The organism is Leisingera sp. S2M4 (assembly GCF_055398055.1).
Map to the genome: position 1 here is coordinate 2,096,493 of NZ_AP040861.1, position 21,688 is coordinate 2,118,180.

The following is a 21,688-nucleotide window of genomic DNA, read 5'->3' on the forward strand; positions in this document are numbered from 1 at the left end:
GCCCTTGGAGGGCTCAGCGGGCGGGGCCGGTTCAGGTTGCGGCTTACTTCTGGGCGTCGCTCAGCGCGATGCCGACCTCTTCGTAATAGCGGATGGCGCCGGGGTGCAGCTTGGTGCTGATATGCGTCATCAGCTCAGGTGTGACACCGTTCCACCAAGGCGAGACATCGGCCATCTTTGCCTTCTGCTCCCAGAAGGTGCGGGTCAGCGCATAGGCCGTGTCGGCGTCCATCTTGGTGGTGGTGAAGGCGGCCACCGGCAGCGAGGTGGTGGTGATGTCCTCATCCTGTCCGGCGTAGGTACCCGCCGGGATCACCAGCGTTGCGCGTTTGGTTTCGGCGATCTCTTCCGCACTCAGCGACAGCACGGTAACGGGCGTGGAGGCGGCGGCCTCGACAACGTTCGGCGCCGGGAAGGAGCCAGCGGTCACAAAGGCGTCGATCTGGCCGTTTTTCAGCGCCGCGACCGCGTTGGACAGTTCCGCCTCTGCGATCTTGACCGAGTCCGCCAGTCCGAAGAGCGACAGGTATTTCTCGCCTTCGCGTGCGCCGAAGGAGCCCTTGCCCAGCAGGATCGTCTTGCCTTCCAGATCCTTCAGGGTGCCGGTGCCATCTTGGCCCGCCATCACGAAATGCATCGTCAGCGAGGGGATCGGGAACAGGGCGCGGATCTCGTCGAACTGCGGCGCGCTGCGGTCCTTGAACGGGCCCTTGCCCTCCTGCGCGAGGCCGATCAGCGCGGGCGGCGTTGTGAACACATAATCACCGCCGCGGGCGCGTACTTCCATCACGTTCTGGGTCGAGCCCTGGCTTTCCTCGACGGTGACGATGATATCGCCGTTGGTGCCGGCTTTCATCGCTTCGGCCAGCTCCACACCCATCTGATAATAGGAAGAGCCACTCTTGGCGGATTTATAGGTGACGCGCGTTTCCGCCGCGGCGCCCTGGGCCATCAGCAGGCCCGCGGCCAGCGCGGCGCCGACAATGCGTTGAAACTTGGACATGGTGGTTCTCTCCCTTGCAGATCCGGTGACTTCCTTGCTGCTGTAAATGACGCCGCGCGGCTCCCCGCGTCAACCGCAAGAGCGCTGTGGAGGCTGGCAAATCTCCCCCTTTACAGGGGGCACTCACGGGTGCGCAGGGCGGCAGGTGTTTTTGTGCGCGATGCGCGCGAATGGCGGGCCGGAAGGGCGCGTTGCCAACCAAAAAATGGGGCCGCGTGCGGCCCCATCTATCTGGTTTCGCCTCTGCCGAGGACTGAGGGGTCAGGCCACCCGGTTTACAGAAGCCTGCAGCAGCTGGCTGGTGTAGTCGTGTTGGGTGCGGCCTGCGCGCATGTCCTCGATGCTGATGATCTCGACGATCTCGCCGTTGCGCATCACCGCCGCCTGATCGCACATATGCGCAACCACGGCGAGGTCGTGCGACACCATCACATAGGTCAGCCCGTGTTCGGCGCGCAGATCGCTGAGCAGGTTCAGGATCTCGGCCTGCACCGACACGTCCAGAGCTGAGGTGGGTTCATCCAGCAGCAGGATCTTCGGCTCCGACGCCAGTGCGCGCGCGATGGCCACCCGCTGGCGCTGGCCGCCGGACAGCTGGTGCGGATAGCGGAAGCGGAACGCCGGGCCGAGGCCCACGTCCTGCAACAGCCGTTCGATCCGGCTGTTGATGTCGCTGAACCCGTGGAGTTGCAGCGTCTCGGTCAGCACCTGATCCACCGACTGGCGCGGATGCAGCGAGGCATAGGGATCCTGGAACACCATCTGCACGGTCTTGTAGAAAGTCCGGTCGCGTTTGTGGCCCAGTTCCTTTCCCGCGACGCTCATGTGGCCCTCCCATTGCGGGGCGAGGCCGGTCAGCGCCTTAAGGATGGTCGACTTGCCAGAGCCGCTTTCCCCCACGAGGCCAAAGCTTGCGCCCTTGTCGACCGTGAAGCTGGCGGATTTCACCGCCTGGAACAGGTCGTGGTGGTCGCCGAAATAGACGCTGAGGTCGTTGATCTCCAAAGCTGCCGTCATGTGCTGGCCTCCACGCTGGGGGCGTCGCGCCAGGCCGGGTCTCGGTTCAGCACCTCGAGCCGTTTGCGCGGCGCATCAAATTGCGGCAGGGAGCCGAGCAGCCCCTGCGTGTAGGGGTGCCTGGCTTCATGCAGCTTGTCCGCATCGCAGACCTCGACCACGCGGCCGGCATACATGATCAGCACCCGGTCGCAGAACTGCGACACCAGGTTCAGGTCGTGGCTGATGAAGATCAGCCCCATGCCGCGGTCCTTGACCAGCTTGTCCATGATCGACAGCACCTGCCCCTGTACGGACACGTCCAGCGCCGAGGTGGGCTCATCCGCGATCAGGATTTCCGGGTTCGGGATCAGCATCATGGCGATCATGATCCGCTGGCCCATGCCGCCGGACATCTCGTGCGGGTAGGCTTTCATCACCCGCTCGGGGTCGCGGATCGATACCGCCTCCAGCATCTCCAGCGCCTTGGCGCGGGCCGCGGCCTTGCTGGCGCGGTTGTGCAGGCGGTATGCCTCGATGATCTGGTCGCCGATGGTCATCACCGGGTTGAGCGAGAACTTGGGGTCCTGCATCACCATCGAGATCTGCTTGCCGCGTACCTTTCGCATCTGCCGCTCGGACAGATCCAGCAGGTTCTGCCCGTGCAGCGAGATGTGATCGGCCTCGATCAGGCCGGGCTTGCGGATCAGTTGCAGGATGGCGCGGCCGGTCATGGATTTGCCGGAGCCGCTTTCGCCGACGATGCCCAGCCGCTCCTTGCCGAGCGAGAAGCTGACCCCGCGCACGGCGTCGAAAATGCCGTTGCGGGTGGGGAATTTCACCCAGAGGTTCTTTACGTCCAGAAGCGTGCTCATGAGGTGCTGTCCTTCGGATCCAGCACGTCGCGCAGCCCGTCACCCAACAGGTTGAAGGCCAGCGAAACGGCAAAGATGGCAAGGCCGGGCATGGTGGCCACCCACCAATGGTCCAGGATGAAACGGCGCCCCTCGGAGATCATCGCACCCCATTCCGGGCTGGGCGGCTGTGCGCCAAGGCCAAGGAAGCCAAGCCCCGCGGCGGCGAGGATGATGCCCGCCATGTCCAGTGTCACCCGCACGATCAGCGAGGAGATACAGAGGGGCCAGATGTGCTTGATGATGATGCGCAGCGGTCCCGCGCCCTGCAGTCGGATGGCGCTGATGTAGTCCGACGAACGGATGGTCAGCGTCTCGGCCCGCGCCATGCGCGCATAGGGCGGCCAGGCGGTCAGGCTGATCGCCAGCACCGCGTTTTCAATCCCGGCCCCCAGTGCGGCGACAAAGGCCAGCGCCAGCACCAGCCGCGGGAAGGCGAGGAAAATGTCGGTGATGCGCATCAGCACCATATCGGTCACCCCGCCGGCATAGCCGGAAATGGTCCCCACCAGCAGCCCGGCCACCGGCGCGATCAGCGCGACCAGCGCGACGATGTAAAGGGTGATCCGCGCGCCATGGATCAGACGGCTGAGGATATCCCGCCCCAGCGAGTCGGTGCCAAGAACATGCCCCTCGGTGCCCAGCGGCTGCAGCCGATTGCCAAGATCCTGAACAAAGGGATCGTGCGGCGCAATCCAGGGCGCAAGCAGGGCGATCAGCACCAGCGCCAGGATGATGGCAAGACCAGCCATCGCCATGTGGTTGGATTTCAGTGAGAGCCAGCCCTTGTAGATGGCGGCCCAGCGGGCCTGGCGGCGCGACGTCGGGGTCTCCGACGTGAGCCAGGCGTGCAGTGACGTAGATTGACTGCTCATTTGGACCTCGGGTCGAAGATTTTATAGAGAAGATCGGAAAAGACGTTGAGGCAGATGAACACGAGGCCCACCACAACCGTGCCGCCCAGCACCGCGTTCATGTCCGCAGACAGAAGCGCCGTGGTGATATAGCTGCCGATCCCCGGCCAGGAGAAGATGATCTCTGTCAGCACCGAGCCTTCGAGCAGGTTGGCATAGGACAGCGCGATGACAGTGATCAGCTGCACCCGGATGTTCCTGAATGCATGGGTCCAGATCACCGCCCATTCGCTCATGCCCTTGACGCGGGCGGTGGTGACATATTCCGCCGACAGCTGCTCCAGCATGAACGACCGCGTCATCCGGCTGATATAGGCAAGGCTGTAATAGCCCAGCAGCGAGGCGGGCAGGATGATGTGGGAAAACGCATCCCAGAAGGCGCCCCAGTCGCCAGCGATGAGCGAATCCAGCAGGATCATGCCGGTGACGGAGGGGATCATGTCCTCGTAGAAGATGCCCTGCCGACCCGGTCCGCCGACCCAGCCCAGAATGCCGTAGAACACCAGCAGGCCCATCAGCCCGAGCCAGAAGATCGGCATCGAGTAGCCCACCAGTGCCACAACGCGGGCGATCTGGTCGATCCAGGAACCGCGGCGCACCGCTGCCATCACGCCCAGCGGCACCCCCAGCACGCAGCCAAGGAAGATGCCGATGGTGGCCAGTTCAAAGGTCGCGGGAAAGACGCGGGCGATGTCTTCGGCCACCGGTCGCGCGGTCAGCAGCGAGGTTCCGAATTCGCCGCGCAGCACATCCGCGACATAATAGAAAAATTGCACGATCAGCGGCTTGTCGAGGCCCAGCTCGAGGAAGACCGCCTCATATTGCTCCTGGCTCGCGCGTTCGCCGACCACGGCCAGCACCGGGTCGATCGGCATCACCCGCCCGATCAGGAAGGTGACGAACAGAAGACCCAGCATGGTAATCGAAACGGAGAAGAGGGAGACAATCAGCCCTCGCACCCAGTGGGGAAGAGGCAGCCGGGGCTGCCTCTTCACAAAGTTGCGTTGCATTTGCATCTTACTTGGTCACGTCCCAGTAAGCGGCGGCGGTGATCGCACCACCGAGGTTGAGGCCCTCGACATTCTCGGCAATGCCGACCTGCTCCACCTTTTGGAACATGATGGCAAAGGGCGAGGTCTCGCGGAATTCGGTCTGGATTTCCTGATAGAGCTTCGCGCGAGTCTCGGTATCGCCCTCAACGACGGCGGCGGCGGTCTTTTCGGTCAGACCACCGGTGTCCCAGCTGTTGCGCCAGGCCAGAAGTCCGGTGGCGTTGGCCTCGTCGGAGTTGTCCGGGTTATAGGCGAAAGTGCCGGCGTTGGTCTGTGGATCGGGGTAGTCCGGCCCCCAGGCGCCAAGGTAGATGTCCAGCTCGCGGGCGCGGTATTTTCCAAGGATCTGTTTGCCGGTGCCGACTTCCAGGTTCACCTTGATGCCCGCCTGGCCGAAGGTGTTCTGCAGCGACTGGGCGATCTCCAGCCGCTCCTGCGCTTCGCGCACGCCGATGGTCAGCTCCATGCCGTCCACGCCTGCCTCTTCCAGCAGCGCCTTGGCCTTGTCCAGATCCAGCGAGAAGGGGTTTTCATCCACGGCGCCGAGGTAGGTCTTGGGCAGGAAATTCTGGTGCTTCACATAAGCGCCCTTGAGGAAGCTGTTTTCCATCCCGTCATAGTCGATCAGGTACTTCAGCGCCTGGCGCACCTGCGGCTTGGACAGATCGGGGTGCTTCTGGTTGGCAGAGATATACATCAGGCGACCGCGCATCTCTTCGAGGATCTCGACACCTTCGGCGGCGCGCACGCCCTCGACGTCAGAGGGGTTCAGGTCACGGGCCACGTCGATGTCGCCACGTTCCAGCATCAGGCGCTGGGTGGCGGATTCCTGTACGTGCCGCACGATCACCCGCTTCATCGCCGGCGCACCGTCGTAATAGTCCTCGTTGGCGGTCAGGGTGACGCTTTCCTTGGGCTTCCAGCTGGCCAGGCTGTAGGGGCCTGAACCGGCCGAGTTGGTGGCGAGCCAGGCATTGCCCATGTCGCCATCGACCTCGTGCTCCATCACCAGTTTCTCGTCGACGATGGCGCCGATGGTGGCGGTCAGGCAGTTCAGCACGAAAGAGGTCGCGTAGCGTTTGTCGGTGGTGATCGACACGGTATTGCCATCGACCACGATGGTTTCATCCACGTTTTCCGGGGTGAAGCCAAACTGGGTGATGATGAAGGACGGGGTCTTGTTCAGCAGCACCGCGCGCTTCAGCGAAAACGCGACGTCCTCGGCGCGCACCGGGTTGCCGGAGTGGAACTTGACGCCCTCGCGCATGGTGAAGGTGATGGTGCGGCCATCCTCGGAGACGGTCCAGCTTTCGGCCAGATCGGGCTGGAAGCCCGCGTCCAGATCGGCCGGGTCAAAATTGACCAGCTTGCCGTAGATGTTGCGGATCACGTCGGCACCTGCAAATTCAAAGCTTTGCGCGGGATCCAGGGTGGTTATGTCGTCGATGCGGTTGGCGATCACCAGCATGTTGTCCGGCGTCGCAGCCAGTGCAGGCATCGCGGTCACGCCCAGGGCAAGCCCCAGTGCGGCGGATCCGAGCAAGCGGTTGAATGCGTTCATTTCAATACTCCCTGTTTTGGTTATCTTGTTGGTTCGTTGTTGTGCCTGCCGACTCGCGGCAAATGCCCGCCCAGGGGCGGGTTAGCTCCAAGTCTTGTCCAGAACCCGCAGCCAATTCTCGTGGCAAAGCTTGGCCATCAGCGCATCGTCGTACCCATGCGTCCGCATCGCCTGCCGCAATTTTGGCAGCCCCGCGACGGTGCCGATTTCGGCGGGCACGGTGGCCCCATCGAAATCGGACCCCATGCCGACCCGGTCCTCCCCCAGCACGTCCATCAGGTAATCGAGATGCCGGATCATCTGCTCGATCGGCGTGTCGGCCTCCATTCGTCCGTCCTGACGCAGGAAGGCCACCGCGAAGTTCAGCCCGACCATGCCATCGCTGTCGCGGATCGCGTGCAGCTGGCGGTCGGTCAGGTTGCGGCTGTGCGGGCAGAGGGCATGGGCGTTGGAATGGGTGGCCACCAGCGGCGCATCGCTGTGTTCGGCAACGTTCCAGAAGCCTGCCTCGTTCAGATGTGACAGGTCCACCATGATCTTCATCTGGTTGCAGGCCTTGACCAGTCGGATGCCATCCTCGGTCAGCCCTGGCCCGGTGTCGCCGGTCGACGGATAGCGGAACGGCACCCCGTGGCCAAAGATCGTCGGGCGGCTCCAGACCGGGCCGAGCGAGCGCAACCCGGCGGCGTAAAGCACCTCCAGCATGTCGAAATCGCGGTCAATCGCTTCGGCCCCCTCCATGTGCATGACGGCGGCGAGGGTGCCTTTGGCCATCGCGGTGCGGATTGCATCGGTGCTGCAGCAGATGCGAAGCGCGCCGCTGCGATCCAGCCGGTGCAGGATTGCGGCCTGCGAGAGCGCGGCCCGTGTGGCGGCTGACAGCTCGACCATCGGGGGCAGCGGCAGGTCATAGGTTTCGGACATCATTTCTGAATCGTCCAGCGCCTTGTCCGGGCTGGGGACGTAGATCGCGAAGAACCCGCCGCCAAATCCGCCCGCCCGTGCTTTCACCAGATCGATCTGGTTGCCGCCGTCACCAAGAAACCCGTCTGTTTCGCCGGAGACGTCCCCGTTGTGAATGCGCAGCAGAAGATCATTGTGCCCGTCGAAAATCAGGGGAGCTTGCATCAAATCTATCCATTCCATTCAAACTGTCGGTCGCGCCCTCGGACCGCTGCGGCCCGGTAAAGCGAACAGTCATTCTCTAATTGCGACATAAAGTCTTACGCAGATCGGCAAACGGAGCAAGAGAGAGATGAAACTTGTTAAGTATCGTGAGGGGCTACGGACCAGCGCGAAACGATTTGCCTTGCTCCGGCGCAATTCGACACAGGAGCCCCGTGTCTGATGTCATCAGGGGGGCGGGCGGGTGGCCTTCGCAACAGCCTGTGACGAGGCGAGGTATGCAAATTTACCCGTGTGAACCCAATATCCGGGCAGGTTGTGACCGGTGCGTGATCGCACGCCTATCGCTAACGGCCTGCCGGACGTCAGATCCTGCAATTTGCTTGTTTTTCGGTGCGAGAGAATAAATGCGAATTTTGGTGTCTTTTGGGCTTGCGACTCCCTCGCGCTGCGCGTAAACCCCGCCGCAGTGGACCGATAGCTCAGCTGGATAGAGTACTTGACTACGAATCAAGGGGTCGGGGGTTCGAATCCTCCTCGGTCCGCCACTACCTCCCCTCCGAAAATTTAGTGACAGATGCACGCCACGTGCCGTTCGGTGCTCCGGGCATGCGCGTTTGTTGCGCTTTGCAGTGATGCCTTCTGCTGCCGGAAGGGCAGGGGCCTAGGGCTTGGCCACCGCTGGATTTCGTCACATGTGGGATTGACGGTGGGGTAAGCGACTGCTCACGCAGGGATATTTGACTACTGCATAGCTCCAATGCCTGCGCTGCATACCCTATGCGATATCGGCATTTCACATAATTTCTTCTGCGCAGTAGCGTGCCGTCATAATCACAGGGAGTATGCCTAATGACGAAACTTGTCAGAAGCCTGGCGGCCGCGGTCGCTGTGGCGGCGATGGTACCTATGGCTTATGCCGAGACCACCGTTCGCGTTGCCTATGACGCGGACCCGGTCTCGCTTGACCCGCACGAGCAGCTGTCTGGCGGTACATTGCAGATGTCGCACATGGTGTTTGATCCGCTGGTGCGCTGGACGCAGGATCTGCAGTTCGAGGCGCGCCTGGCCGAGAGCTGGGAGCAGATCGACGAAACCACCATGCGCTTCAAGCTGCGCGAGGGTGTGACGTTCCACAGCGGCAACACGCTGACGGCCAAAGACGTTGACTGGACCTTTGACCGCCTGAAGCGCAGCGACGACTTCAAGGGTATTTTCGCCCCGTTCACCGACGTGGAAGTCGTTGATGATCTGACTTTCGATCTCAAGACCTCGGAACCCTATCCGCTGGTCCTGCATACCGCGACCTACATCTTCCCGATGGACAGCGCCTTCTACACCGGCACCAGCGAAGACGGCAAAGACAAGTCCGAGCTGGTCAAACATGGCGACAGCTTTGCGTCGCGCAACGTTTCCGGCACCGGTCCGTTCGTGGTTACCGAGCGGGAACAGGGCGTGCGCGTCGTGTTCGAGCGTTTTGACGGTTACTGGGACGCGGATGCGGGGAACGTCGACAAGATCGTGCTGACCCCGATCAAGGAAGACCCGACCCGCGTGGCGGCCCTGCTGTCCGGCGACGTCGACTTCATCGCGCCGGTTCCGCCGACCGACCTCAAGCGGGTTGAAGGGGCCGATGGCGTCGAGCTGATCACCATGCCCGGTACGCGCATCATCACCTTCCAGATGAACCAGGAACGGGTCGAAGCCTTCAAGGACGCGCGCGTGCGCAAGGCGATCGACTACGCCGTCAACAATGCCGGCATCGTTGACCGCATCATGCGTGGCTTCGGAACCGTGGCAGGTCAGGCCAGCCCGGATGGCTACCTGGGCTACAACGAAGCCTATGCACCGCGCTACGACCTCGAAAAAGCCAAGGCCCTGATGGCCGAGGCAGGTTATGCCGACGGCTTCTCCATCACCATGATGGCGCCAAACAACCGCTACGTGAACGACGACAAGATCGCGCAGGCGGTGGCCTCGATGCTGGCGCAGATCAACATCAAGGTTGACCTGCAGACCATGCCCAAGGCGCAATACTGGCCCACGTTCGACGAGCGCGCGGCGGACATGATGATGATCGGCTGGCACGCGGACACCGAGGATTCGGCCAACTTCCACCAGTTCCTGACCGCCTGCCCGGACAAGGAAACCGGCAACGGCCAGTACAACTCGGGCAACTACTGCAACGAAGAAGCTGATGCGCTGATGAACCAGGCGAACGCGGAAACCGATCCGGACAAGCGCGCCGAGCTGCTGCAGAAGCTGGAAGGCATCCTGTACGACGAGGCCGCCTTCATCCCGCTGCACTGGCAGAACCTGGCCTGGGGCGCGAAGTCCGGCATGAACGCGGCAGAGATCGTGAACGCGCTGAACTTCCCCTACTTCGGCGACCTGGTCGTCGAGACCGGCAGCTAAGCCAGCCCTGCAAAAGACACACCGGGGCGGCGCCGCTGCCGCCCCGGCCACCCAGCCAGAAGAACTGCAGCCACCGGGCTGCGCATGCGGGAGCCGTGCCAGATGGCGCATCCTGCGTGCTGAACAAATTCTACAAAGGTCAGGAAGATGTTTGCCTATCTCGCCAAGCGAGTGATTCAGGCGATTGCCGTGATGTTCGTCATCTCGCTGATCGCCTTTGCCATCCAGGGCAACCTGGGCGACCCGCTGCGTGAGCTGGTCGGCCAGTCCGTCTCTGAGGAAGTGCGCCAGCAGCTGCGCGATGAGTTGGGGCTGAATGACAGCTTCGTGACCCAATACCTGCGCTTTGCCGGCAACGCCCTGCAGGGCGACCTCGGCACCTCGTATTTCTTCAAGGAACCGGCCCTGGACGTGATCCTGAAGAAACTGCCCGCCACGCTGGAGCTGGTGTTCGGCGCGACGCTGATCATCATCGGCTTCTCGGTGCCGCTCGGCGTCTATACCGCGATCAAGCCGGACACGATCATCAGCCGCATCATCATGGGCCTGTCGATCGTCGGCATTTCGATCCCGGTGTTCCTGACCGCGATCCTGATGATCTTTGTGTTCTCGGTCGAATACGGCTGGCTGCCGTCCTACGGGCGCGGCGATACCGTGCATGTCTGGGGCTATTGGGAGACCAATTTTGCCACCGCTGACGGCTGGACCCATATCATCCTGCCCTCCTTTGCGCTGGCGTCGATCATGCTGCCGCTGTTCGTCCGCCTGATCCGGGCCGAGATGATGGAAGTGCTGCAGTCGGAATACGTGAAATACGCCAAGGCCAAGGGCATCAAGCCGTGGCGGATCTACTTCGTGCACGCGCTGAAGAACACGCTGCTGCCGGTGATCACCGTGGGCGGCGTGCAGATCGGCACCATGGTGGCCTACACCATCCTGACCGAGACCGTGTTCCAGTGGCCGGGCATGGGCTTCATGTTCCTTGAGGCGGTGAACCGCGTCGATACCCCGTTGATCGTGGCCTACCTGATCGTCGTCGGCTTCATCTTTGTGGTCACCAACACCGTGGTCGACCTGATCTATGGCCTGGTCAACCCGACCGTGAACATCGCGAGGATGGGCGCATGAGCGAGACAGTGATCCCCAACGACCGCCCGTCGCGCTGGTCGCGGATGTGGAACTCCAACATGGGTTACAGCTTCCGCCGCAACCCGGTGGCGGTGGTCAGCATGATCGTCTTCCTGATGATCGCCTTCGCGGCCTTCCTGGCGCCGGTGATTGCACCTTATGATCCCTATGATCCCGCCAACATCGACATCATGAACTCGGAATACCCGCCGATCTGGGTGGATGGCGCGCTGCCGGAGTTCATGCTGGGCACCGACGACCAGGGCCGCGATCTGTGGTCCACCATCCTGTATGGCACGCGGCTGTCATTGCTGATTGGCATCTGCGCGGTTGCGCTTCAGGCCTTCCTCGGTATCTCGATTGGTCTGATTGCGGGCTACGTGGGGGGGCGCCTCGACAGCCTGCTGATGCGGCTGGCCGACATTCAGCTGTCCTTCTCGACGCTGATGGTGGCGATCATCTTTCTGGCAGTGACGCAGGCGATGTTCGGGTCGGATACCTTCAATCGCTACGCGGTGGTGTTCCTGATCGCGGTGATCGGCGTCGCCGAATGGCCGCAGTACGCCCGCACCGTGCGTGCAACCGTGCTGGCGGAGAAGAAGAAGGAATATGTCGACAGCGCCCGGGTGCTGGGCTTTGGCCCGCTGCGCATCATGGTGCGGCACATCCTGCCAAACTCGCTGTCGCCGATTTTCGTGATCTCCACCGTGCAGGTCGCCAATGCGATCATCTCCGAGGCATCGCTGTCCTTCCTTGGCCTTGGCATGCCGCCGAGCCAACCGTCGCTGGGCTCGCTGATCTCCTCGGGCTTTGACTATATCTTCTCGGGCAGCTGGTGGATCACTGCCATTCCCGGCGTGGTGCTGGTGGTGCTGGTCCTTGTCATCAACCTGCTGGGCGACTGGATGCGCGATGTCCTGAACCCGAAACTTTACAAGGGGTGACGTGATGAGCCTTCTTTCCGTACGTGACCTGACCGTGAAATTCGCCATGCGCGACCAGACGGTGACCGCGCTGAATGGCATCTCCTTTGACCTTGCCAAGGGCGAGCGCCTGGGCATCGTCGGCGAAAGCGGCGCGGGCAAGTCGATCACCGGCTTTTCGCTGATGAACCTGCTTAGCCGCCCCGGCTATATCGACAGCGGCAAGATCGAGTTCGAGGGCGAGGATGTCGTCAAGATGTCCGACAAACGCCTGCGCGATCTGCGCGGAAACCGCATGGCGATGATCTTTCAGGACCCGATGGTGACGCTGAACCCGGTGCTGACCATCGGCCAGCAGATGATCGAGACCCTCATGGCGCACCGCAAGCTCAGCCGTGAAGAGGCGCGTCAGATCGCCATCGTCAAGCTGCGCGAGGTCTATATCCCGTCGCCGGAGGAACGTCTGGAGCAATACCCGCACGAACTGTCGGGCGGCATGCGCCAGCGGATCATCATCGCGATTGCGCTGCTGCTTGATCCGCAGCTGATCATCGCGGATGAACCGACGACGGCGCTGGATGTGACCATTCAGGCCGATATCATGGAGCTGCTGCTGGAACTGTGCCAGTCCAACCAGGTGGGGCTGATCCTGATCACCCACGACCTCGGCGTGGTCAGCCAGATGACCGAGCGCACGCTCGTGATGTATGCCGGCCGCATCATCGAACAGGGCCGCACCCGCGAGATCATCAACGATCCGCAGCACCCTTATACGCAAGGGTTGATCAACGCGCTGCCGCAGCAGACGGTGCCGGGTCAGCGGCTGAAGCAGATCCCCGGCAACATGCCGGGGCTGGCCAGCATCCCCACCGGCTGCGCCTTCCACCCGCGCTGCAAATACGCCACCGATCTGTGCCGCAGCCAGATCCCCGAGGTGGTGCAATACGGCGACCTCAAGGTCGCCTGCCACGAGGTGCAGCGCCTGCAAGCAGATGAAGACCGCCAGGAGGTTCGCGCATGACGGCCGCCAAGACAGAGACCCCGCTGTTGGACATCCGCAACCTCGAGAAACGGTTCGACCTGGACCATGGACTGCTGGAGACGCTGAAGTTCCGCAAGGGAAAATTCGTCCGCGAGACCCGCTCGGTTCACGCGGTCAACAACATCTCGCTGCAGGCCCGCAAGGGCGAGGCGCTGTGCGTGGTGGGCGAATCCGGCTGCGGCAAGTCCACCGTGGCGCGGCTGGTGGCCGGCCTGCTGACCCCGACCGCGGGGGAAATCCACTATGACGGCCAACGCATCGACAACCTGTCGCGCGCGGGCATCCAGCCCCTGCGCAAGAAGATCCAGATGATCTTCCAGAACCCCTATGCCTCGCTCAACCCGCGCATGACCATCCGGCAGGCGCTGGAAGAGCCGGTGCGCCACCACAACCCCAACGCCTCGGCGGCGGAAGTGCGCGACAAGGTGACCGAGGTGATGCTGTCGGTGGGTGTCGACCCCAGCTGGGCCAAGCGCTACCCGCATGAATTCTCCGGCGGCCAGCGCCAGCGGATCGCAATCGCGCGCGCGCTGACGGTGGACCCGGAGTTCATCATCGCGGATGAGCCGATCAGCGCGCTGGACGTGTCGATCCAGGCGCAGGTGCTGAACCTGATGCTGGAGGCCAAGGAAAGCCGCGGCCTCACCTATCTGTTCATCACCCACGACCTCAGCGTGGTGGAGCATTTCGGCACCCGCGTTGCGGTGCTTTACCTCGGGTCGGTCTGCGAGGTTGCCGACACGGCGACCCTGTTCTCCAATCCCAAACACCCTTATACTCGGGCGTTGCTGTCCGCGGTGCCGCAGCTGAAGGACGACCGGCCGAACCATATCCGCCTCAAGGGCGAGATCCCGACGCCGATCAACCTGCCCAAGGGTTGCCCGTTCCAAAGCCGCTGCGCCTTTGCGGATGCACGTTGTAAAAGTGAAAAGCCCAACGCCATTCACCAGCCCGACGGCAGCATGGTCGCATGCCATGCCGTCGAGGAAAACAGGCTGGACGAGATGGCGGCCGGTTAAGACGGGACGCCCAGTTGGACATCATCTGGCTCAGAGATTTTGAGGCTTTGGTCGCGTGCAAGAATTTCTCGCGCGCGGCCGAAGAGCGCAATGTAAGCCAGCCTGCCTTCTCACGCCGGATCCGGGCGCTGGAGAATGAAATCGGCGTGCGGCTGATCAACCGCGAGACCCTGCCGCTGACCCTGACCCCGGCGGGGGAGGTGTTCCTGTCGCAGTCGCGCATCATGCTGCGCACCTACGAGGAAACCATCGAGCGCTGTCAGACCATCGATGCGGCAAGCGAAAACGTGATCCGATTTGCCGCCTCGCAGTCGCTGTACATGACGCACTACAAGACCCTGATCGCGCCGCTGGTCAGCGAGGATGGGCTGGAGACGGATCTGAACTCGACGTCCTGGGCGGCGGATCAGTTCGTCAGCGCGCTGCAACAGGGCTATTGCGACGTGATCCTGACCTACTGGCATCCATCGATGGACTTCCTCGGCCCGCTCGAAGTTGCCAATTTCGAATATCTGACGCTGTCCACCGACCGGTTTGTCCCCGTGTCCCGCACGCTGCCGGACGGCACCCCGGAATTCAATTTCTCGGCGTCGGGCAAGGACGCTGTGCCGTTGCTCTCTTATGGCGCCGTGTCGGCGTTGCGGTCGGTTCAGGAGTTTGCCTTGGAACAGCTGCTTCCGCGGCAAAAGGTCTTCGTGGTCAATCAGAACGCGCTGGCGAACAGTGTAAAGGCGATGATCGAAGAGGGCTTTGGCATGGGGTGGCTCCCGCTGAGCCTGTGCCGCCGCGAAATCGGCACCGGCCGTTTTGCGGTGGTTGATGATCGGCTGTCCACGGACCTTGAAATCCGGCTCTACCGCGATCCGCGCAGCACCAAGTCGACGCTGGACGTCCTGTGGAAACAGCTGCGTCAGGCGGCAGTGGACGCCGCCTGACGGCCCTTGCACAAATGCGATGAGTCGGGGCCTGTCGAACATCCTTAAACTCCGCGACATTTCTACCCAGGATTGATCTGGAGTAATTTAGCCAAATCTGGCATTGCTGAGTGAAGCAGTGGTTCGTGCTGCCAAGGCGGGCACGCCTTTCACCCGCTCCCGTGGGGCGTTTGCAAGGATGGAGCTGAATGCATTATCTCAAGCAAGAGTTGTATGATCTGGTCAAACGCGAGGACACGATCTTCGAGTTCCTGCAACTCGGTTCGCTTGACGGCTTGTGGTACTGGGACCTGGAAAACCCCGAGAACGAGTGGATGAGCCCCGAGTTCTGGCGCCTGTTTGGCATCGATCCGGCCACCCGGGAGCACCGGGCAGAGGAGTGGCAGGACCTGATCCACCCGGACGACCTTGCCCTCGCGTTGGACAATTTCAACAAACATCTGGCAGACCCGGATCACCCCTATGACCAGATCGTGCGCTATCGCCATGCCGAGGGCCATATGGTCACGGTTCGCTGCCGCGGTCTGGCGATCCGCGACGAGACCGGCAAACCCGTGCGGATGCTTGGTGCCCATAACGATCTGACACAGTTGCGGGCCAGCGAGGCCAGCGAGGCCCGGTTTGCCGAGTTGAATGCGATGCTCGCGTCCGAGGTGGTGCGGGCGAATACGGCGGTGGAGGCCCGGACCGCCTTCCTGGCAACCATGAGCCATGAAATCCGCACGCCGCTGAACGTGATTCTCGGGCTGTTCCACCTGATCAAGACTGACGAAAGCGCCTCGGACAAGACGCGGGAGCGGGCGGATGTCGGTCATCGGGCGGCGGAACTGCTGCTGTCGCAACTCGTCAACGTGCTGGAGGCTGCGCGTCTCGACTCCGATGCGCTGAAGTGGAACCCTCGCCCGACCATGGTCGCGGATCTGGCACGGCAATGGCGCGAGATGCTGACCGCAAATGTCAGTCGATACGGCAAACCGCTGGAAACCACGGTGGACGTGGTCGCAGGGGTTCCGACGCAGCTGGTCGTGGATCATGGGAAGGTGTCGCAGATCGTCAACAATCTTGCCGACAACGCGGTGAAATTTTCCGATCAGGGGCGGGTTTGTATCCGCGTGCAATATGAAGCGGGCGACCGTCTGCCGATCCGTGTCACCGTGCTGGACACTGGTCTGGGCATCGCCGTCGACGACCGCGAGCGTGTGTTCGAGCGCTTCACCCAGTTGGAAACAGCCCGTGTTCAGCATCGGGGTGGCTCCGGACTGGGGCTGTCCATCTGTCGCGAACTGGCGGCGCTGATGGGGGGCAGCCTGGAGATACGCGATGATCCAACGGGGGAGTTCAACCTCGCGGTCAGCCTGTTGCTGCCGGAGCCCGACAGGGCGCCGCCCACCGCCTGACGAGGCGCGTCAGCGTTTCAGCCAGCTCGCGGCCGAAATGGTGCCAAGCGCATTCCGTGAAAACAAAAAAGGCGCCCGAAGGCGCCTTGTTTTATTGGTCGGAGCGAGAGGATTCGAACCTCCGGCCCCTGCCTCCCGAAGACAGTGCTCTACCAGGCTGAGCTACGCTCCGACCGTGGAGGGCGAAATAGCTCAGGGCGGGCGATTTGACAAGGGTGATTTGACAGAAAGATGCCGATTTCGGCAAAAGATTTCGCCGCGCGCCATCAGGGAAGTGGGCCAACGCAAAAGCCCCGCACCGGCGACCGGGCGGGGCTTTCATGAGGTTGTGATTAGCTCTCTGATATCAGAGGCTTGCGTCCAGCGCTGCGACGATTGCGTCACCCATCTGGCTGGTGGAGACCGGCTCCACGCCTTCTTCTCCCAGAAGGTCGGCCGTGCGCACGCCGTCGGCCAGGACCTTTTCGACCGCGGCTTCGAGACGCGCGGCCTCATCGCCCAGATCGAAGCTGTAGCGCAGCGCCATGGCAAAGCTCAGGATGCAGGCAATCGGGTTGGCCTTGCCCTGGCCCGCGATGTCGGGCGCAGAGCCGTGCACCGGCTCGTACAGCGCTTTCGGACGGCCGTTGGCCATCGGCGCGCCAAGCGAGGCGGAGGGCAGCATGCCGAGCGAGCCGGTCAGCATCGCGGCGCAGTCGGACAGGATGTCGCCGAACAGGTTGTCGGTCAGGATCACGTCGAACTGCTTGGGCGCGCGCACCAGCTGCATGGCGCCGTTGTCGGCATACATGTGCGACAGCTCGACTTCCGGGTATTCCTGGCCGACGCGGGTCACCACCTCGCGCCACAGGATGCCGGATTCCATCACGTTGGCCTTCTCCATCGAGCAGAGTTTCTTGTTGCGGCGCATTGCCAGCTCAAAGGCCGAGCGCGCGGCGCGCTCGATCTCGCTCTCGGTGTAGCGCTGGGTGTTGATGCCGACGCGCTCGTTGCCTTCCTCGAAGATGCCGCGCGGCTCGCCGAAGTACACGCCCGAAGTCAGTTCGCGCACGATGACGATGTCGAGCCCGGCAACTACGTCTTTTTTCAGGGAGGAGAAATCCGCCAGCGCGTCAAAGCACTGTGCCGGGCGCAGGTTGGAGTAGAGGTCCATTTCCTTGCGCAGGCGCAGGAGGCCGCGCTCGGGCTTTACCGAGAAGTCCAGCGCGTCATACTTCGGGCCGCCGACGGCGCCCAGCAGAACCGCATCCACTTCCTGTGCCTTGGCCATCGTTTCGTCTGCCAGCGGCACCCCGTGTTTGTCGTAAGCTGCACCACCGACCAGGTCTTCGCTGACGTCGAACTCCACGCCGCGCTTGTCGCCGAACCAGGAGATGACCTTACGGACTTCGGTCATGACTTCGGGACCGATCCCGTCGCCGGGCAGAATCAGAATAGATGGGTTGGGCATGGATATCCTCCTAAAATCAGCTGTCACGGGCGTAGCGGCAGCGGGGGGCGGGGTCAAGAATATGGGGCTTGGGGATTGGCCTTTGCGCGATTTTCAGGCGGCAGGCCCGCCGGGCAGCATTCAGGGCAGGGTGATGTCGGTCCAGACCAGCCGGTGACGGCTGGCGCGGTGTGCCGCGTCCTGTGCGTCGTGTGGCCAGTCGACACCGGAGCCGGTGATACGCAGTCCGGCCGATGGCAGCACGTAGCTCACCCGCATCTTCCCGACGCTGGCCCAGTCCACGGTCGCTGTGCCCGCCTCGGCGCTTTCGGGTACCGGATCCTGCAGGCGCGGGTCGCTCAGCAGGTCACGGATCGCGGAGCGTCTTCCCGCGCCGCGGTCCGGGTCCAGGTTGGCATCGCCAACGATCACGAAGGGGGCGGGCGGCACCGGCCCCAACTCTCCATTCAGAAGCAGTTGCCAGAGGCGGATCTCGTCGTGGTTCCGCCTGCCGTTGCGGTCTTCGGGGCCATCAAAAACCGGAGGTGTCGCGTGAAAGCCCAGCACATGCAGCCGCGTGCCGTCCGGCAGCATGAGCGGCACAACCCAATGTCCGGTGTCCGACAGCCGCTGAACCTGCTGCGCGTCGCGACTGGGGTAGGGGGTTCCATCGGGGTGATGCGGCAGCTGTGCCTGGGGCAGTTCGCGCCACAAAAGATCCGACAAGTCGCGCACCGCCGTCACATCAATCGGCAGTTTCGACAGAAGTGCCATGCCGCCTTGTCCGCGGAAGCGGCCATAGCCCTGGTTGTCCCGCGGTTCGCCGCGTTTTCCGTCGCCGTCCAGATCCAGCGGTTGAGCGGGGGGGCGACCGGCATTGGGTTGCAGGGACAAAAGATGGGGGTAATCCGTGCCAGCCTCGGACAGGCGGCGGCGCAGTGCCTGCACGGCTCGGTTCTCCAGATCCCAGTCGATGCCTTGCAACAGCAACACATCGGCATTGTTCGCGGAGATGACGTCGATCACTGCGGCGATTTGGGGATCCTCGCCGCGGTCGATATCCCGCAGCAGCAAACCGGGGCCGTCGCGGGAAAGCTCGGTGTTGAAAGTTGCGATGCGCAGCTGTTGGGCAAGGCCCGGTGCGGCGGCCAGGAGCAGAACCAGTACCGCCGCCACCGCCTTCATGCGGTTTGCAGCGCGTCTTCTTCGGCCTCGTCCCGGCAGGCGGCCTGGCGCTTCTGGGCGATCAGACCGGCGATCCTCAGCATTGCCATGCCGCGCATCACCATGGACGCCGGTACCAGCGCCCAGCCGCCCGCGATCCAGATCAGCATCTGGGGCGAGGTCAACAGGGCGGGACCGACCCAACCGGCTGTCATCTGCACCGCAGCAGGCAGGGCAAAGGGCAGCAGAACGCCGCCGATGATGTTGATCCGCCCATCCCGTTGCAGCCGCTGCACCACGTCGCCGCCCGTGGTGGGGTCGAACAGGGGCAGATTGACCCAGACATTGAACGGGCCGTTGCCGATCGGCCAGTGACCGAAGCGGATGACCAGGGCAAAGATGCCTGTTGCCGTTGCGGCCAGCGTCGCCGCCAGCGCCGCCGCGTTCCGCACCATCACAACCGTGTCGAGGGGTACCTGTCGTGGCAGCATCAGCATCGTCAGCTGCACCGGGGAATAGGCAAAATCCAGCTGCCCGCCGAGCCAATGGGCAAGCTGCTGAACCAGCGCGGTCAGGCCGGTCGGGGCCAAAGGATGGGCCAGCAGCAGGCTGAGCCCGCCGATGACGGCGACTGCCATGGCAAACCGCAGCCGGTTTATGGGAGGCGCGTTCCGGAATTCCACGAAGCTGGGGAAATGGGCGGCATATTCCGTCACGACCAGCGCCGCCGCGAGCAAGGCGATAAAGAGGGTGATTTCCGGAGACGTGGTAACGCTGGCAGGCAGGATCAGTGCCGGCGTGGCAAACAGCAGTGCCACCATTGATCCGCGGAGAACCGCGCCTGTGATACGTGCAATCACCGTTTTCATCCCTTCAAACCGGAACGGGTATTTGTACCTCTGTGTCCGGCTGTGAAGCTCCCGGTCCAACTTGCCGGGGGCTCTGCCTCATTTTTGCCCCAATCTGCCGTTTGGCGGCTTTCCGCTCAAGAGGCGGACGGGATGGAGGGCGCAGGTTGGTGTCAGCACTGGTGCGAGATTGCATCAATATCCAGCGTCAGCACCGCGGCTGCGTCGGCTATGATACTAGATAGTGTGGATGGTCGGGCTTCCGCCACAATGGGCCAGATGCCGGGGCGCGGCGACCGAATTGTGTCAGAACTGCGGCAGAATCAACTGCGATGGCGGGCAGCCGCCCCGATCAACAGGGCGGCCACCTCTATTCTCAGACCCAGGGACGCGCTTGCGACGCCTGTTCTTCGAAGGTCTTGATTGCGTCGGCCTTCTCCATCGTGAGACCGATATCGTCGAGGCCATTCAGCAGGCAGTGCTTCTTGAAGGGGTCGACGTCAAACGTGATGACCACGCCGTCCGAGGTGGTGATCTCCTGTGCTTCGAGGTCCACGGTCATGCGGGCGTTGGCGCCTTTTTCGGCGTCGGCCATCAGGATGTCGACCTGTTCCTGCGGCAGCACGATCGGCAGGATGCCGTTCTTGAAACTGTTGTTGAAGAAGATGTCGGCAAAGGAGGTGGACACGATGCACTTGATGCCGAAATCTGCGATCGCCCAGGGCGCGTGCTCGCGCGAGGAGCCGCAGCCGAAGTTGTCGCCCGCGATCAGGATCTCCGCGTTGCGGTACTGCGGCTTGTTCAGGACGAAATCCTCGATCTCGGTGCCGTCGCGGTTATAGCGCATCTCGTCGAACAGGTGCTTGCCAAAGCCGGTGCGCTGAATAGACTTCAGGAACACCTTGGGGATGATCATGTCGGTGTCGATGTTCACCAGCGGCATGGGCGCGGCGATGCCGTGAAGTTTCTGGAACTTTTCCATTACTCGTTTCCTTGTTTCTGGTGCTTCAATCCGCTGAGGTCAAAACCGATTTCCTGTGCGAAGCGGTAAATGAAGCTGTGTTTTTCGGGCCGGTGCGCCTTGTGATAGCGGCGCACCATGGAGGCATAGAGGTGGATGGCCAGGGTATTCTGCGTCAGCCAGCCGTCTTCCTGGCAATGGCCGCTGAAGAAGACGTCCGTCAGTACGCCGCGGATCGGGTAGAACACGTCCGGCTGGCGGACGTGCTGCACCTCGCCGGTCAGGTTCAGCGTATGATCCAGCGCCCGTGGCCCCAGCGAAGGGCGTTGCAGCTCAAAGGCCTTGAGCAGCCGCTTGCCGGGCGGGGCGGCCTCCACTTCCTTGCGGATCTTGCGGGGCAGCCATGGCGGCACGAACTCGGGATCCTCGAACCAGTCCAGCAGATGGTTCAGCGTCGCCGATCCCTTGGGCAATCGCAGCACCGCGCCGTTGATCGACCGCGTGGGCTCATACCCCACGTGGTAGTCCGCGTCCGGCAGCGGCCGGTAGCAGAGCATGTCGGTGTCGATCCAGATCATCTCTGTCTGCTTCAGCAGATAGAGCCGGAACAGATCCGACAGCATCGAGGCAGGCGCCTCTCCATGGCCCGCGGCAGCGGCATCCCAGATCTCTGGCGCCGGACAGGTGCGGACACCTGCCGGAACCGGCGGCGGGGAAGGGGCGGTGTGGAACAGGACAACCTCGTGGCCGCGCTGCACGAAACTGGCCAGAGACAGTTCGTGCAGCCAGTTGAGGCGATCCCCGATCCACAGGCTGGCTACCGCAGGAAGAGAGGTGCTGGACGCCATGGTCTGGCCTCTCC

Annotated in this window: 19 protein-coding genes and 2 tRNA genes; 8 read left to right on the forward strand and 13 right to left on the reverse strand. The window is 62.8% G+C overall.

Annotation, left to right across the window (positions count from 1 at the left end; translation table 11 throughout):
- Positions 1 to 43: 43 nt before the first annotated feature.
- From ACZ52D_RS10195 to ACZ52D_RS10225, 7 genes are all read right to left on the reverse strand, one after another.
- Positions 44 to 1,003, reverse strand: coding sequence for a TAXI family TRAP transporter solute-binding subunit (locus tag ACZ52D_RS10195; RefSeq protein ID WP_222454783.1), 960 nt, complete (start codon positions 1,001 to 1,003; stop codon positions 44 to 46).
- Between the two features lie 261 nt (positions 1,004 to 1,264).
- Positions 1,265 to 2,020 carry an ABC transporter ATP-binding protein gene (locus tag ACZ52D_RS10200; protein WP_464441235.1) on the reverse strand — a complete coding sequence of 252 codons (756 nt, stop codon included), beginning with the start codon at positions 2,018 to 2,020 and terminating at the stop codon, positions 1,265 to 1,267.
- The gene (locus tag ACZ52D_RS10205; RefSeq protein ID WP_464441236.1) at positions 2,017 to 2,874 is read right to left on the reverse strand and encodes an ABC transporter ATP-binding protein; all 858 of its coding nucleotides are present in this window, start codon (positions 2,872 to 2,874) and stop codon (positions 2,017 to 2,019) included. Before ACZ52D_RS10205 ends, ACZ52D_RS10200 begins: the two co-directional genes overlap by 4 nt.
- On the reverse strand, positions 2,871 to 3,788 hold the full coding sequence (locus ACZ52D_RS10210) for an ABC transporter permease (protein ID WP_417473054.1): 918 nt from the start codon (positions 3,786 to 3,788) through the stop codon (positions 2,871 to 2,873). Before ACZ52D_RS10210 ends, ACZ52D_RS10205 begins: the two co-directional genes overlap by 4 nt.
- Positions 3,785 to 4,843 carry an ABC transporter permease gene (locus ACZ52D_RS10215; protein WP_464441237.1) on the reverse strand — a complete coding sequence of 353 codons (1,059 nt, stop codon included), beginning with the start codon at positions 4,841 to 4,843 and terminating at the stop codon, positions 3,785 to 3,787. Before ACZ52D_RS10215 ends, ACZ52D_RS10210 begins: the two co-directional genes overlap by 4 nt.
- 1 nt (position 4,844) lies before the next feature.
- Positions 4,845 to 6,440 carry an ABC transporter substrate-binding protein gene (locus tag ACZ52D_RS10220; protein WP_464441238.1) on the reverse strand — a complete coding sequence of 532 codons (1,596 nt, stop codon included), beginning with the start codon at positions 6,438 to 6,440 and terminating at the stop codon, positions 4,845 to 4,847.
- A gap of 81 nt (positions 6,441 to 6,521) precedes the next feature.
- Complete coding sequence (locus ACZ52D_RS10225) at positions 6,522 to 7,568, reverse strand: dipeptidase (protein ID WP_464441239.1); 1,047 nt, start codon at positions 7,566 to 7,568, stop codon at positions 6,522 to 6,524.
- Positions 7,569 to 8,036: 468 nt separating this feature from the next.
- Between ACZ52D_RS10225 and ACZ52D_RS10230 the strand changes: the two genes are divergently transcribed.
- The 8 genes from ACZ52D_RS10230 (at position 8,037) to ACZ52D_RS10265 (ending at position 16,424) form a co-directional block, all read left to right on the forward strand.
- Positions 8,037 to 8,113, forward strand: a tRNA-Arg gene (locus ACZ52D_RS10230).
- Between the two features lie 304 nt (positions 8,114 to 8,417).
- Entirely contained in the window at positions 8,418 to 9,980 is a 1,563-nt protein-coding gene (locus ACZ52D_RS10235; RefSeq protein ID WP_222454790.1) for an ABC transporter substrate-binding protein, read from the forward strand.
- A gap of 147 nt (positions 9,981 to 10,127) precedes the next feature.
- Entirely contained in the window at positions 10,128 to 11,108 is a 981-nt protein-coding gene (locus ACZ52D_RS10240) for an ABC transporter permease (protein ID WP_222454791.1), read from the forward strand.
- Entirely contained in the window at positions 11,105 to 12,052 is a 948-nt protein-coding gene (locus ACZ52D_RS10245) for an ABC transporter permease (protein ID WP_222454792.1), read from the forward strand. Before ACZ52D_RS10240 ends, ACZ52D_RS10245 begins: the two co-directional genes overlap by 4 nt.
- Positions 12,053 to 12,056: 4 nt before the next feature.
- Positions 12,057 to 13,052 (forward strand): ABC transporter ATP-binding protein, encoded by a 996-nt coding sequence (locus ACZ52D_RS10250; protein ID WP_222454793.1) that lies wholly within the window; start codon positions 12,057 to 12,059, stop codon positions 13,050 to 13,052.
- Complete coding sequence (locus ACZ52D_RS10255) at positions 13,049 to 14,092, forward strand: ABC transporter ATP-binding protein (RefSeq protein ID WP_464441240.1); 1,044 nt, start codon at positions 13,049 to 13,051, stop codon at positions 14,090 to 14,092. Before ACZ52D_RS10250 ends, ACZ52D_RS10255 begins: the two co-directional genes overlap by 4 nt.
- Before the next feature lie 14 nt (positions 14,093 to 14,106).
- Positions 14,107 to 15,027 (forward strand): LysR family transcriptional regulator, encoded by a 921-nt coding sequence (locus ACZ52D_RS10260; RefSeq protein ID WP_464441241.1) that lies wholly within the window; start codon positions 14,107 to 14,109, stop codon positions 15,025 to 15,027.
- 188 nt (positions 15,028 to 15,215) lie between these two features.
- The gene (locus tag ACZ52D_RS10265; RefSeq protein ID WP_464441242.1) at positions 15,216 to 16,424 is read left to right on the forward strand and encodes a PAS domain-containing sensor histidine kinase; all 1,209 of its coding nucleotides are present in this window, start codon (positions 15,216 to 15,218) and stop codon (positions 16,422 to 16,424) included.
- Between the two features lie 95 nt (positions 16,425 to 16,519).
- Here the strand turns inward: ACZ52D_RS10265 and ACZ52D_RS10270 are convergent.
- From ACZ52D_RS10270 to ACZ52D_RS10295, 6 genes are all read right to left on the reverse strand, one after another.
- Positions 16,520 to 16,596 (reverse strand) — tRNA-Pro (locus tag ACZ52D_RS10270).
- 174 nt (positions 16,597 to 16,770) lie between these two features.
- On the reverse strand, positions 16,771 to 17,874 hold the full coding sequence (gene leuB, locus ACZ52D_RS10275; RefSeq protein ID WP_417473036.1) for a 3-isopropylmalate dehydrogenase: 1,104 nt from the start codon (positions 17,872 to 17,874) through the stop codon (positions 16,771 to 16,773).
- A gap of 120 nt (positions 17,875 to 17,994) precedes the next feature.
- A complete protein-coding gene (locus tag ACZ52D_RS10280; RefSeq protein ID WP_464441243.1) occupies positions 17,995 to 19,038 on the reverse strand; it encodes an endonuclease/exonuclease/phosphatase family protein in 1,044 nt (347 codons plus the stop codon).
- On the reverse strand, positions 19,035 to 19,877 hold the full coding sequence (locus ACZ52D_RS10285) for a hypothetical protein (protein WP_464443132.1): 843 nt from the start codon (positions 19,875 to 19,877) through the stop codon (positions 19,035 to 19,037). Before ACZ52D_RS10285 ends, ACZ52D_RS10280 begins: the two co-directional genes overlap by 4 nt.
- A 364-nt stretch (positions 19,878 to 20,241) precedes the next feature.
- Positions 20,242 to 20,847 carry a 3-isopropylmalate dehydratase small subunit gene (leuD, locus tag ACZ52D_RS10290; protein WP_222454800.1) on the reverse strand — a complete coding sequence of 202 codons (606 nt, stop codon included), beginning with the start codon at positions 20,845 to 20,847 and terminating at the stop codon, positions 20,242 to 20,244.
- Positions 20,847 to 21,674 (reverse strand): glycosyltransferase family 32 protein, encoded by an 828-nt coding sequence (locus ACZ52D_RS10295; RefSeq protein WP_369928694.1) that lies wholly within the window; start codon positions 21,672 to 21,674, stop codon positions 20,847 to 20,849. Before ACZ52D_RS10295 ends, leuD begins: the two co-directional genes overlap by 1 nt.
- Positions 21,675 to 21,688 lie beyond the last annotated feature (14 nt).

What these genes read in the sequence shown, in the direction of transcription:
- ACZ52D_RS10195 (WP_222454783.1), bottom strand. Translation starts at nt 1,003, where the DNA reads ATGTCCAAGTTTCAACGCATTGTCGGCGCCGCGCTGGCCGCGGGCCTG.
- ACZ52D_RS10200 (WP_464441235.1), bottom strand. Translation starts at nt 2,020, where the DNA reads ATGACGGCAGCTTTGGAGATCAACGACCTCAGCGTCTATTTCGGCGAC.
- ACZ52D_RS10205 (WP_464441236.1), bottom strand. Translation starts at nt 2,874, where the DNA reads ATGAGCACGCTTCTGGACGTAAAGAACCTCTGGGTGAAATTCCCCACC.
- ACZ52D_RS10210 (WP_417473054.1), bottom strand. Translation starts at nt 3,788, where the DNA reads ATGAGCAGTCAATCTACGTCACTGCACGCCTGGCTCACGTCGGAGACC.
- ACZ52D_RS10215 (WP_464441237.1), bottom strand. Translation starts at nt 4,843, where the DNA reads ATGCAAATGCAACGCAACTTTGTGAAGAGGCAGCCCCGGCTGCCTCTT.
- ACZ52D_RS10220 (WP_464441238.1), bottom strand. Translation starts at nt 6,440, where the DNA reads ATGAACGCATTCAACCGCTTGCTCGGATCCGCCGCACTGGGGCTTGCC.
- ACZ52D_RS10225 (WP_464441239.1), bottom strand. Translation starts at nt 7,568, where the DNA reads ATGCAAGCTCCCCTGATTTTCGACGGGCACAATGATCTTCTGCTGCGC.
- ACZ52D_RS10235 (WP_222454790.1), top strand. Translation starts at nt 8,418, where the DNA reads ATGACGAAACTTGTCAGAAGCCTGGCGGCCGCGGTCGCTGTGGCGGCG.
- ACZ52D_RS10240 (WP_222454791.1), top strand. Translation starts at nt 10,128, where the DNA reads ATGTTTGCCTATCTCGCCAAGCGAGTGATTCAGGCGATTGCCGTGATG.
- ACZ52D_RS10245 (WP_222454792.1), top strand. Translation starts at nt 11,105, where the DNA reads ATGAGCGAGACAGTGATCCCCAACGACCGCCCGTCGCGCTGGTCGCGG.
- ACZ52D_RS10250 (WP_222454793.1), top strand. Translation starts at nt 12,057, where the DNA reads ATGAGCCTTCTTTCCGTACGTGACCTGACCGTGAAATTCGCCATGCGC.
- ACZ52D_RS10255 (WP_464441240.1), top strand. Translation starts at nt 13,049, where the DNA reads ATGACGGCCGCCAAGACAGAGACCCCGCTGTTGGACATCCGCAACCTC.
- ACZ52D_RS10265 (WP_464441242.1), top strand. Translation starts at nt 15,216, where the DNA reads ATGCATTATCTCAAGCAAGAGTTGTATGATCTGGTCAAACGCGAGGAC.
- leuB (WP_417473036.1), bottom strand. Translation starts at nt 17,874, where the DNA reads ATGCCCAACCCATCTATTCTGATTCTGCCCGGCGACGGGATCGGTCCC.
- ACZ52D_RS10280 (WP_464441243.1), bottom strand. Translation starts at nt 19,038, where the DNA reads ATGAAGGCGGTGGCGGCGGTACTGGTTCTGCTCCTGGCCGCCGCACCG.
- leuD (WP_222454800.1), bottom strand. Translation starts at nt 20,847, where the DNA reads ATGGAAAAGTTCCAGAAACTTCACGGCATCGCCGCGCCCATGCCGCTG.
- ACZ52D_RS10295 (WP_369928694.1), bottom strand. Translation starts at nt 21,674, where the DNA reads ATGGCGTCCAGCACCTCTCTTCCTGCGGTAGCCAGCCTGTGGATCGGG.